The organism is Eubacterium sp. AF15-50 (assembly GCF_934835595.1).
GTDB lineage: Bacteria > Bacillota > Clostridia > Lachnospirales > Lachnospiraceae > Eubacterium_G > Eubacterium_G segne.
On sequence record NZ_CAKVZL010000068.1, the window covers coordinates 1 to 12347 of the forward strand.

Here is a 12347-nt window from a genome sequence, read left to right on the forward strand (position 1 = left end):
GTGATGAATCATACTTTAATAAGTGAGCTAACATCTTAGGACTTGTTAAGTCGTTGATAGCTACTACTTCATAACCTTCTGCTCCAAACATCTGTCTGAATGCAAGACGTCCGATACGTCCAAATCCGTTAATTGCAACTTTAACTGCCATTTGATTTTTCCTCCTAAAAATAAGAATTTAAAAATTTTTTTGTTAATCTTCATTAACCTAAAACTTATTTTACATAATTCATTTACAAATATCAAGGTGTTTTTGTGGTTTTTATTGGTTTTTTGTTAAAATTTTGTCAAGAAATCCATAATTGCACTTAAAAGTAGATTTTTATTGGTATTTTTGTTATATTTTTCTAGGTGTAAACAAAATATTTTCACCGGCTGTTTTTGTTATTAATGCAAAAGCCTGATTGTTTTAACAACTGATATTTTGCTTATTTTTTCATTTTTTATTCATGCACACTAATAAAGGAGTTTTTATGTATTCAGATTATCATATTCACAGCAGTTTTTCTTTTGACAGCGAGGAAACTTTAGATAATATTATAAAAAAAGCAGTTTCTTTAAATATGAAACAAATTGCCATAACAGACCATCAGGATTTTAACTGGCCTGTTAAAGGAGAGTCACCTTATATTGATTTTAACAGGTATTTTGACACATTAAACCATTATGCAGACAAGTATAAAAACAAAATTCAGATTCTAAAAGGTGTGGAACTTGGCATTACAATGGATAATGTCCAATTATGCAGGAAGCTTTTACATAATGTAAACTTTGATTTTGTTATAGGCTCCTGCCATGTGGTTGACAATATGGACCCTTATTATTACAGTTTTTGGGAATCCCACACCGACAGGGAGGCTTTTGAATTGTACTTTTCCACCCTCCTTGATGCTTTGCATAGTTTTAATTCCGTTGATACCTTAGGTCATTTGGATTACATAGTGCGATACAGCCCAAATAAAGATGCTAATTACTGTGTTTTTGATTACATGGATGTAATTGATGAAATTTTAAAGTTTATTATTACTCACTATATAAAGTTGGAAATTAACACAGCAGGACTTGCTAAGGGTCTTGATTTTCCAAATCCTCACACAGACATTATAAAACGTTACACTGAACTTGGTGGAAAATATGTGACGATAGGTTCTGATGCCCATAAGGCTTGTGATATAGGTTTTGGTTTCAACAAAATAGAGGATATAGTTAACAGATATAATTTAAAGATTTATGAGAAATAATTTATGTAAGGCTACGTGGCTGTATGGATTTGTTCCTATGGCACACGTAGTTTTTCTTTTTTTACCTGCTTCTTAACATTTTTATGTTTTCCTTTAATCTGTGAATGGTATAATCAATTTCTTCCTTTGTGTTATCACTGCACAATGTTATTCTTACAGTTCCATAAGCAAATTTCTCCGGTACACCTATTGCAGATATTACATGGGATGGTGCATCTGAACCTGAGGAACAGGCCGAGCCTGATGAAATACATATGCCGTCATTATCCATTAATACTACTAACGAGGTACCATCCACTCCTGCAATGGTAAAATTGGCATTTCCCGGAAGCCTTCTTGCCATACTGCCGTTTAATTTTATATACGGTATTTCACTTAAAACCCTGTTTATAAGATAATTTCTTAAATTAGTTTCCTTTTGCACTCTATCATTAAAGTTAGACATCACTTCCTGTAACGCCCCGTTCATTCCAGCAATGCCAATTACATTTTCCGTTCCTGAACGTTTTCCTCTTTCCTGTCCCCCTCCATAAATAAGGGGGATCATTTTTTCAGGATTTCTCACATATAAAAATCCCACTCCCTTTGGTCCATGAAACTTATGGCTGCTGGCACTCATCATGTCAAGATTCATTTTCTCCACGTCTATGGATACATGCCCAAAAGCCTGAACTGCATCTGTATGAAAAATTATATTATGCTCCTTAGCAATCTTACCTATTTCTTTTACAGGCTCTATTGTTCCAATTTCATTGTTGGCAAACATAATTGAAATAATTGCCGTGTCATCCCTTATATTTCGTTCCACATCATCAGCATTTACCACTCCCTGACTGTCTACGTTTAGGTAAGTTGCTTTCATTTTATCCTTTTCTAACTGCTGACACTTATTTAAAATTGCGTGATGTTCGATTTTTGATGTTATTATGTGTTTTCCGTTATTTTTTGAGTTTTCTAATGCCCAGTTATCGGATTCAGTTCCTCCGGAGGTAAAGAAAATATTTTCCGGTTTGGCATTTATAAAATCTGCTATGTTTTTTCTGGTTTCCTCAATAAGTTCCTTGGACATTTTTGAAAAAGCATACACTCCTGACGGATTAGAATAAACTTCATTTATATAAGGCTCCATTGCCTTTATTGCCCCATCGCTTATTTTTGTAGTTGCTGCATTATCCAGATATATCATGGCCTACTCCTTTATTTATTTTATGTTAATAGCATTTTTTCCCATTTTTTGAATAAATTGTATAAATAATTATTGCTATGTGTTGCTATGTCAGTAAAAAATCAAATTATCAAAGGTACAATTATTCTTACCCTTGCCAGTGTTTTAAGCAGGGTAATAGGTTTCTTATATAGAATATTCCTGTCAAACTTAATAGGTGCAAGAGGTATGGGAATTTTTCAATTAATCTTTCCGGTTTTAGGCTTTTGTGTTGCCTTAAGCTGTGGTGGAATACAAATTGCCGTATCCAGATTTGTTGCAGAAAGCCGTAATAACAAAGATAAATTTCTTGTATTTGTAAGTAGCATTATAATGTCATTATTTCTGTCTGTTACAACAGCACTTCTGCTTTTTTATTTTGCAGACAGTATTTCTTTACACATAATAAAAAACAATGAATGTGAAAAACTTTTAAAATATGCAGCCATAACCATTCCCCTTACCACCTTTCATGCCTGTGTATCGGGATATTATTTAGGTCTGAAGAAAACCTTTGTTCCGGCTGTTTCCTCTATTTTTGAGCAGATTGTTAAGGTTATTTCCCTATACATATTAGGACTGGTCTGGGTGGAAAAAGCCATAGAAATCACTCCTCTTATTGCAGTATATTCAATGGTAATATCAGAATTAGGAGGGGTTATTTTCTGTGTAATTGCAATAAGCACTGAAAAAATCTACAAATTTAAAATTAACCAGCTTTTCTTTCAGATTAAAAATCTTTTTTCAGTTTCATACATACTTACAATTAACAAGATAATGATTACATTTCTTCAATGTATAGAAGCCATATTAGTACCTATTGTTCTGGTAAAAAGCGGAATGACTTCTAATGATGCCTTAAGTGTTTATGGAATACTTACCGGAATGGCACTTCCGGTGGTCACTTTTCCATCAGCCATTAATACATCTGTTTCTACCATGATTTTACCTGCCATTGCAGGAGAAAATGCCGGTGGCAAGTCTCAAAACGTAATAAAAACCACAGAGGTATCTGTATGGTTCTCCTTTGTCACGGGAATATTTTGCATAGGTATTTTCCTATGTTATGGTGATTTTATAGGAACTACAATTTTCGGTCATAGTGAAGCAGGTGAATATATCAAAATATTGGCATGGCTTTGCCCTTTTATGTATTTATCCATTACTTTAGGCTCCGTACTTCATGGTCTTGGAAAAACCAACACTGCCTTTGTCCATAATGTAATAGGTACCATTATAAGGCTTGTCTGTCTTTGGTTTATAGTTCCCCTTATTGGTATAACAGGCTATTTATGGGGACTTTTAATAAGTAATCTGTTAACAACCCTTCTCCACGGATTATATATTTATAAAAAAATACATTTCTCCTTCTCCGCTACAGATAACATTATAAAACCCACTGCCTGGCTATTTTGCAGTCTGGTAGCGGGTAAACTGATAAAATTTATATTTAGTTTTTCTTCTTTCTCCGGCAAAATGTTTGACATTGTTTCTGCCGGAATAAGTGCCCTTGCTATTATGCTTGTATTTCTATACTTTATAAAAAACGAAATTGATTTTAAGAAGTCAAACTGTGGCACAGCCTTTTAGCTGTTCCACAGTTTATAATAAAATCCTTTTTTGGCAAGAAGCTCCTCATGATTTCCCTGCTCAATAATCTTTCCTGCATTCATAACCAAAATACAGTCTGCTTCTTTTATGGTTGAAAGTCTGTGGGCAACAATAAAGGTCGTTCTTCCTTTCATCATTTTGTTAAATGCCCTTTGTATCCTGATTTCCGTTCTTGTATCAATGGATGAAGTAGCTTCATCTAAAATAAGCATTGGTGGCAATGCCAGCATTACCCTTGTTATACAAAGAAGCTGTTTTTGCCCCTGGGAAAGATTTCCTCCATCTTCTCCTATAACAGTATCGTATCCCTCCGAAAGACGCTTTATAAAACTATGAGCATGACTTGACTTTGCAGCACTTATTATTTCTTCTCTTGAGGCGTCAGGCTTTGCCATGGCAATATTTTCAGCTACAGTTGCATTTCTAAGCCATGTTTCCTGCAACACCATTCCGTAAGAATTTCTAAGGCTTTTTCTTGTTACATCTCTTATATCTTTTTCTTCTATTGATATTTTTCCCGAATTAACATCGTAAAATCTCATAAGAAGATTTATTATTGTAGTCTTACCGCAACCTGTAGGCCCTACTATGGCAACACGTTCTCCCGGTGCCACATGAAGATTCAGGTTTTCTATAAGCTTTTTGTCAGGTACATAGGAAAAATCAACATTTTCAATATCGACCTTTCCTGATATGTTATCAAGTACCGTATCTTCATTTTCTTCAACATCTTTTACCGGTTCTTCATTTATCAGTGTAAATACTCTTGCACTACATGCAATTGCATTTTGAAGTTCCGTAACAACACCTGATATTTCATTAAAAGGCTTTGTGTACTGATTTGCATAGCTTAATATACATGTCAGACCACCTACTGTAATTCCTCCGGTTAAAACCGCTTCTAAACCACCACTTATGGTAACCCCTGCATAAACTAAATTGTTTACAAATCTGGTAGATGGGTTAGTTATAGAGGAATAGAAAGTTGCCTTCATATTAACATCACATAATCTGTCATTTACTTCATCAAACCTTTTAACAGTGTTTTCTTCCTGTCCAAAGGCTTTTACAACTTTAATACCACTAATTGTTTCATCTATTAATGCCGTCTGCTCACCTCTTATTTCTGACTGCTTTCTAAACATAGAATAGGTGCGCTTTGCAATAAAGCCTGCCACAAAGAAAGAAACCGGTGTAATTAAAATTACAACTAAGGCTATTTTCCAGTTAGTCTGCAACATAAATATAAGGGTTAAAACAATGGTTACAACTCCCGTAAAGAGATTTGAAAATCCCATAAGTAAACCGTCTGCTAACTGGTCAACATCTGTAATTACATTATTTACTATGTCGCCACTTGACCTTGAATCAATGTAGCTTACAGGAAGTCGCTGCGTCTTTGCAAATGCTTCCTCTCTTATATCTCTTATTACATTAAATGTAATTCTGTTGTTACATAGTCCCATAATCCACTGGGCAATTCCTGCCACTATGGCACAAATCACTATGGTAAAAATCACATTCTTAAGTCCCGGGAAATCTACCTTTTTAGCATCAATAATTTTATCTGTTCCATAACCTATAAGCTTTGGAATATACAAGGATAGTACAACATACACCACAGCAAAGACCATGGAGCCTGCCAACATGTACCAATATTTTTTTATTCTTTTTCCCAGTTCTATGAGAGCCTCTTTTTGTGAAATCATATTATCTTTCATTTATTTGCCCTCCTCTTGTGATTTTTTAAACTGTGAATCATATATTTCTTTATATACATGACAATTTTCCAGCAATTCCTCATGTTTTCCCACTCCTGCTACTTTTCCGTCATCTAACACTAAAATGTTATCTGCATCCATTATGGCAGCAGTTCTTTGGGAAACCACAAAAACCGTGGTATCCTTTAATTCCTTTATGGCTGCCCTAAGCTTTGCATCTGTAACAAAATCCAGTGCTGAAGAACTGTCATCTAATATAAGGATTTCCGGATTTCTTACAAGAGCTCTTGCAATACTAAGACGCTGTTTTTGTCCTCCGGAAAAGTTCTTTCCGTTTTGTGCCACATCAGCATCTAAGCCGTTATCCTTTTCCATAACAAAATCATAGCTTTGGGAACGTTTTAACGCCATTATCATATCTTCTTCCGTGGCATTTTCATTCCCCCACAAAAGATTGCTTCTAATAGTTCCCTTAAACAACAATGCCTTTTGAGGTACTATACCAACCTTCATTCCCAGTTCTTCCTTATTAAACTCCTTTACATCTACACCTTCTATTTTAACGGTGCCTTCCGTGGCATCATAAAATCTTGGTATAAGATTTACAAGGGTGGTTTTTCCAGAACCTGTTCCACCTATGATTCCAATAGTCTGACCTTTTTTAACTTTAAGATTTACTCCTTCTATGGATGGCTCCTTTGATAATTCATAGGTTAAGGATACATTGTCAAATTCCACAATATTTTCCTTATCACTACCCTGCTTTAAAGTTCCCTGCTCTATATTGCATGGTATATCAAATATGTCCTGTATTCTTTTCGCGGAAGCAAATGCCTTTGTAAGATTAATAATAAGACTTGCCAATTTAACTAATTCAACTAAAACCTGAGACATATAGTTAACTAAGGCAACAACCTTTCCCTGAGTCAGTATGCCTGTATCAACCCTTTCCCCACCTATCCACAAAATTGCAATAATAGCAACGTTTATAACTATATAGGTCATAGGATTCATTATTGTGGAAATTTTTCCGGCAAAAATCTGAAATTTATTTAATAGTTCATTTTCACTATTATATCTGTCAATTTCTTCATCTTCCTTATTAAAAGCCCTGATAACTCTTGTACCGCTTAAATTTTCTCTGGTACTTCCCATTACCTTGTCAAGAGCTCCCTGAACCTTTTTGTAAAGAGGAATTGTTATAAGCATTATTCCATATACTATAACTGACAAAACCGGTATGGAAACAGCAAATACCAATGCGGTTTTAAAATCAACAAAAAATGCCATAATCATGGCACCGAAAACAATAAAAGGTGAACGAAGTAACAGTCTGAGAGCCATGTTTACCTGAGACTGAACAAGGTTCGCGTCTGCTGTCATTCTTGTAATAAATGTAGATGCGCCGTATTTATCTACATTGGTATAGGAAAGCTTTTGAATATGACTAAATAACTCATGTCTTAATTCCTGTCCGAAACCGGCTGATGCTTTTGCAGCAAAATACTGGGCTGTAATGGAAAATGCCAGTCCCACAAAAGCTAATAATACAAGAACTCCTCCCATTTTTAACACATATGATGTGTCATTTGTCTTTATACCATTGTCAATAATTGCTGATACTACTAACGGTACAATTAAATCAAAACATGCTTCAAGCATTTTAAACAATGGTGCGCAAAATGATTCCTTCTTATAATTTTTTAAATACTTTAGTAAACTCTTCATGAATATGTCCTCAAATTAATTTTTTACTAAACAAGTATACCCTTTATGTCTAAAGTTAGCAATTAGAAAATATTTATACTTTTTATGGAACATCTTTTCCCTATAAATAGCGTTTTTCCTTGACCGAATGTGGTGCTGGTGCTATTATTTAAGGTGGTTTATCCCAAATATTGCAGGGCAATATTTGAAGAAAATAAAATTTAAGAGGTACATGAATATGAGTAAAAGTTTTGATGATTTACTAAAACAGGTTGCAGATTGTCCTAAAAAGACTGTTGCTGTAGCATGCGCACACGATGATGCTGTTTTGGAGGCTGTAAAGGCTGCAAAAGAAAGAGGCATTGCCGATGCTATTTTAGTTGGTGATGAATCTAAAATAAGAACAATTGCACAGGTTCTTAAAATGCATTTAAATGATTATAAAATAATCGATGTTGCCGATCCTATTGAAGCAGCAAGAACTGCTGTTAAATTAGTTCATGACGGCGAAGCTGATATGTACATGAAGGGACTTATTGATACAAAATCATTCCTTAAGAGTGTATTAGATAAGGAAGTTGGTTTAAGAACAGACAAAACATTATCACACGTTTGCGTATTTGAAATAAAGGGTATTGATCATCTTTTATTCTTATCAGACGTTGCTTTTGTTCCTTATCCTAATCTCGAAACAAAGGCAAACATTATTAGAAACACAGTTGAAATTGCTCATGCCTGTGGCATTGAGTGTCCTAAGGTTGCACCGCTTGCAGCAGTTGAAGTTGTAAACCCTAAGATGCCTTGCACAGTTGATGCTGACGAACTTACAAAAATGAATGAAAATGGTGAAATTGAAGGATGTATCGTTGACGGACCTCTTTCTCTTGACCTTGCTATTGAGCCTCAGGCTGCATTCCACAAAGGAACAACTAACAGAAAAATTGTTGGTGATGCTGATGTATTATTATTCCCTGATATTCACGCAGGTAACATTACATATAAGGCATTAGTTCACACTGCTGAATGTAAAAACGGTAATATTTTAACAGGTACAAAAGCTCCTGTTATTCTTACATCCCGTTCAGATGAATTTGAAGTTAAAGTTAACTCTATTGCTCTTGCAGCAATCGTTGCAGAGAAATTAAAATAAAGGAGGCAGTTATGTCATATAAAATTTTAATTATTAATCCGGGTTCTACTTCTACTAAAATTGGTGTTTATGAAGATGAAACCCAGTTAATGGAAGAAACTCTCAGACATTCTACAGAAGAGATTGCACAGTATGCTACTATTTATGATCAGAAGGATTTCAGAAAAGAAGTTATTCTTGATGTTTTAAAGGAAAAAGGTGTAGACCTTAATGATATTGATGTTGTTGTAGGTCGTGGTGGTCTTCTTAAACCAATACCAGGTGGTACATATGAAACAACACCTGAATTATTAGAGGATTTAAAGATTGGAAAACAGGGACAGCATGCTTCTAACTTAGGCGGTATTCTTGCTAAAGAGATTGCATCTGAAATCAATGTTCCATCATATATTGTTGACCCTGTAGTTGTTGATGAATTACAGGACGTTGCAAGACTTTCAGGTCACCCTGAAATGCCAAGAATTTCAATTTTCCATGCATTAAACCAGAAGGCTGTTGCTAAGAGATATGCGAAAGAAGTTGGAAAAGCATATGAAGACCTTAACTTAATCGTTGTTCATATGGGTGGCGGTGTTTCAGTTGGAGCTCATAAGAACGGCAAGGTTATTGATGTTGCCAATGCTTTAGATGGTGACGGTCCTTTCTCTCCTGAAAGATCAGGTGGACTTCCATCAGGTGCTTTAATGAAGCTTTGCTTTAGCGGAAAATATACTCAGGCTGAAGTTTCAAAGATGATTAACGGTAACGGTGGTTTCAATGCTTATGTTGGAACTAACGATATGAGAGACCTTGTAAAAATGGCTAAGGATGATGAAAAAGCCCAGTTAGTAATGGATGCTTTCCATTATCAGTTAGCAAAAGAAATCGGTGCTATGGCTGTTGTTCTTGGTGGTAAGGTTGACCAGATTATCTTAACAGGTGGTATTGCTTACAATGCTATCACTCAGGAATACTTCAAGAACGCTGTAAGTTTCCTTGCTCCTATAACAATTTATCCTGGTGAAGATGAATTATTAGCTTTAGCACAGGGTGCATTAAGGGTTATGAGTGGCGAAGAAAAGGCTATGACTTATTAATAAGATAAGGAGTTTTTTATGAAGAAAAGACTATGTAAATCCGGTACTGACAGAAAGTTATGCGGTGTATGTGGCGGTTTAGGTGTTTATTTAAACATTGATTCTACTGTTGTAAGACTTATTTGGTGTCTTGTTACATTGTGTTCATGTGGTACGGGTATTGTTGCTTACATCATAGCAGCATTGGTTATGCCTGATGATGAAATAATACAATAATAAAATAATGATAGACAAACAAAACAAAACCGGGCTTTGAAGCCCGGTTTTGTTTTGTTTATTGGTTTTAAACTTTTTATAAGAATATATATTTCAAAACGAATAATACAGCTAAAACATATAATAATGGTTTAACCTTCTTACCCTTTCCACAAACAAGGTTAAGTAATACATATGAAATAATACCTACTGAAATACCTTCTGAAATGCTATAGAATAATGGCATTGCAATAATACAAAGGTAAGCAGGAATTGCTTCTGTTAAATTCTCATCTGTAAACTTAATGTCTGTAATTGCACCAAACATAAGGAATCCAACCATAATAAGTGCCGGAGCTGTAGCGAATGATGGAATTGTTATAAATAAAGGTGAGAAGATTACAGCTACTAAGAATAACACACCTGTAACAACTGCTGTAAGACCTGTACGTCCACCTTCTGCTACACCTGCTGATGACTCAACGAATGTTGTTGTTGTTGATGTACCAAGTACAGCACCTGCTGATGTTGCAATAGCATCTGATAAAAGTGCATGTTTGATATTTGGTAACTTTCCGTTTTCATCAAGCATACCTGCCTTTGTACTTACACCGATAATTGTTCCCAATGTATCAAATAAGTCAACAAAAAGGAATGCAAATACAACAATAATAAAGTTTACAATACCTACAGCCTTGAAATCAAGATTAAAGCACTGTCCAAATGTTTTTCCTAATGCTGAAAAATCAAAGCTTACAAATCTTGTAGGAATAACTGAGAAAAAGCTCTCGTTATCAGGAACATAGATTTTTGTAAGTTCACATATAATTCCAAGAACCCATGTTGATACGATACCAATAAGAATTGATCCTTTAACTCTCTTAATATAAAGTATAGCTGTAATAAATACACCAATAACAGCTAATAATGCTGTGATTCCGGCTGTGTGGAAATTCTTTGTGAAATCAGTAATAGTAACAAGTGTTGATGAATCTACAACAAGACCTGCATTCTGTAATCCGATAAATGCAATAAATAAACCGATACCAACTGATACTGCTTTCTTAAGATTAAGTGGAATTGCATCAAAGATAGCTTCACGTACATTTGTTAATGAAAGTACAATAAAGATAATACCTTCAATAAATACTGCAAATAATGCTACCTTCCATGAATATCCCATTTCGCCACAAACTGTGTATGCAAAATATGCATTAAGTCCAAGACCTGCTGATAAAGCAAATGGAAGATTTGCCATAAAAGCCATACACATAGTACCGATAAATGATGCTAAACATGTTGCAATAAGAATAGCTTCCTTATCCATGCCTGTGCCATCACCTAAGATGTTCGGGTTTACAGCCAAAATATATGCCATAGTCATAAATGTTGTAAGACCCGCAATTACTTCTGTTTTTACAGAAGTGTTGTTCTGTTTGAGTTTGAAAATTTTTTCTAACATTTTCCTCTCCGTACAGTCCTCTGACCATACATTTCCTTTCTTTAGAATATATTTATTCGTGCAAAACACCATTTAATTATACCACAAATTCAGTTTATATCTACCTAATTTTTCAACAAATTAGTGCAAAAAGTAATTTTTGACATTTTTACAAATTAATATATTCTTCTATGTGTCAGCATTTATTTTAGGACAGTCAAAATCCAACCTCATATAATTAGGGTCAACTAATTTAATCAGATTGTCATAAAGAAGATTATGGGATTTTTCATTGTTCATTAAATTATTATCATATATTTTTTTTGCCACATCGAACACATTATATCCCTGAATGGCACCATAAACCACACTTCCATCCCTCAATACAACATAAGGTCTGATTTTATAGTTTTTACCATATCCTTTATCTACATTCATAGTCATAACATAGTAATCTGCTGTATCTGAATTTTCCAACTTTATATTGGATTTTCCTTCTTCGGTTGATGGGACACTTACCACATATTTATTATCACTGCCTAGTACCATATCTCCAGCAGATATATTTCCTTCGTCCAATGCAATTATAAAAAGAATGCCTCCTGCAACCATAGTTGCAAGGGACATTCTCTTTATATCTCTTATTTATTCGCTATGCTTAATGCTTCACGATTATTTATTTGCAAGTTCTGCCTTAATAGCTTCTGTAAGCTGTGGAACTACCTTGTTTAAATCACCTACAATACCATAATCAGCTACGTCAAAGATTGGAGCATCTTCGTCTTTGTTGATTGCGATGATTAAGTCTGATTCTTCCATTCCGGCAACGTGCTGAATAGCACCTGAAATACCAATTGCAAAGTAAACCTGTGGACGAACTGTCTTACCTGTCTGTCCTACCTGTCTGTCAACTGGTAACCAACCGTTATCTGTTACTGCTCTTGAGCATGCTACTTCACCACCAAGAGCTTCTGCTAAATCTTCAAGAATTTTGAAGTTTT

12 protein-coding genes are annotated in these 12347 nt (G+C 34.7%); 5 read left to right on the top strand and 7 right to left on the bottom strand.

The genetic code is table 11. The features are described 5' to 3' along the window. Positions 1-151, bottom strand: a 151-nt coding sequence (locus Q5O73_RS08010) for a glyceraldehyde 3-phosphate dehydrogenase NAD-binding domain-containing protein (protein WP_302669433.1), incomplete at its 3' end; no start/stop codon positions are given. Between the two features lie 322 nt (positions 152-473). Between Q5O73_RS08010 and Q5O73_RS08015 the strand changes: the two genes are divergently transcribed. Continuing rightward, positions 474-1241: a histidinol-phosphatase HisJ family protein gene (locus tag Q5O73_RS08015; protein ID WP_302669427.1), complete on the top strand. Its 768-nt coding sequence runs from the start codon at positions 474-476 to the stop codon at positions 1239-1241. 61 nt (positions 1242-1302) lie between these two features. On the opposite strand, the gene Q5O73_RS08020 is transcribed toward Q5O73_RS08015, so the two are convergent. After that, positions 1303-2427 carry a cysteine desulfurase family protein gene (locus Q5O73_RS08020; RefSeq protein ID WP_302669428.1) on the bottom strand — a complete coding sequence of 375 codons (1125 nt, stop codon included), beginning with the start codon at positions 2425-2427 and terminating at the stop codon, positions 1303-1305. Positions 2428-2514: 87 nt separating this feature from the next. Here Q5O73_RS08020 and Q5O73_RS08025 point away from each other — a divergent pair, with 87 nt between their 5' ends. After that, positions 2515-4035 carry a polysaccharide biosynthesis protein gene (locus tag Q5O73_RS08025; protein ID WP_021953896.1) on the top strand — a complete coding sequence of 507 codons (1521 nt, stop codon included), beginning with the start codon at positions 2515-2517 and terminating at the stop codon, positions 4033-4035. Here the strand turns inward: Q5O73_RS08025 and Q5O73_RS08030 are convergent. Together Q5O73_RS08030 and Q5O73_RS08035 are read right to left on the bottom strand one after the other, a co-directional pair. After that, positions 4032-5777, bottom strand: coding sequence for an ABC transporter ATP-binding protein (locus tag Q5O73_RS08030; RefSeq protein ID WP_302669429.1), 1746 nt, complete (start codon positions 5775-5777; stop codon positions 4032-4034). The two genes, Q5O73_RS08025 and Q5O73_RS08030, sit on opposite strands and share 4 nt — an antisense overlap. Beyond that, positions 5778-7505, bottom strand: coding sequence for an ABC transporter ATP-binding protein (locus Q5O73_RS08035; RefSeq protein WP_118590062.1), 1728 nt, complete (start codon positions 7503-7505; stop codon positions 5778-5780). A 217-nt stretch (positions 7506-7722) separates the two neighbouring features. Between Q5O73_RS08035 and ptb the strand changes: the two genes are divergently transcribed. The 3 genes from ptb to Q5O73_RS08050 are packed head-to-tail and all read left to right on the top strand — an operon-like array spanning position 7723 to position 9926. After that, positions 7723-8634, top strand: coding sequence for a phosphate butyryltransferase (gene ptb, locus Q5O73_RS08040; protein WP_021953893.1), 912 nt, complete (start codon positions 7723-7725; stop codon positions 8632-8634). 11 nt (positions 8635-8645) lie between these two features. Further along, the gene (gene buk / locus Q5O73_RS08045) at positions 8646-9710 is read left to right on the top strand and encodes a butyrate kinase (RefSeq protein WP_302624711.1); all 1065 of its coding nucleotides are present in this window, start codon (positions 8646-8648) and stop codon (positions 9708-9710) included. A gap of 18 nt (positions 9711-9728) precedes the next feature. Further along, positions 9729-9926 carry a PspC domain-containing protein gene (locus tag Q5O73_RS08050; protein ID WP_021953891.1) on the top strand — a complete coding sequence of 66 codons (198 nt, stop codon included), beginning with the start codon at positions 9729-9731 and terminating at the stop codon, positions 9924-9926. A 76-nt stretch (positions 9927-10002) separates the two neighbouring features. Here the strand turns inward: Q5O73_RS08050 and Q5O73_RS08055 are convergent, their stop codons facing one another. The 3 genes from Q5O73_RS08055 to Q5O73_RS08065 form a co-directional block, all read right to left on the bottom strand. Then, positions 10003-11367 carry an NCS2 family permease gene (locus Q5O73_RS08055; protein ID WP_302669430.1) on the bottom strand — a complete coding sequence of 455 codons (1365 nt, stop codon included), beginning with the start codon at positions 11365-11367 and terminating at the stop codon, positions 10003-10005. A 168-nt stretch (positions 11368-11535) separates the two neighbouring features. Continuing rightward, a complete protein-coding gene (locus Q5O73_RS08060) occupies positions 11536-11973 on the bottom strand; it encodes a hypothetical protein (protein WP_302669431.1) in 438 nt (145 codons plus the stop codon). Between the two features lie 45 nt (positions 11974-12018). Further along, positions 12019-12347 (bottom strand): electron transfer flavoprotein subunit alpha/FixB family protein (locus Q5O73_RS08065; RefSeq protein WP_302669432.1); only part of this gene is annotated, 329 nt, incomplete at its 5' end.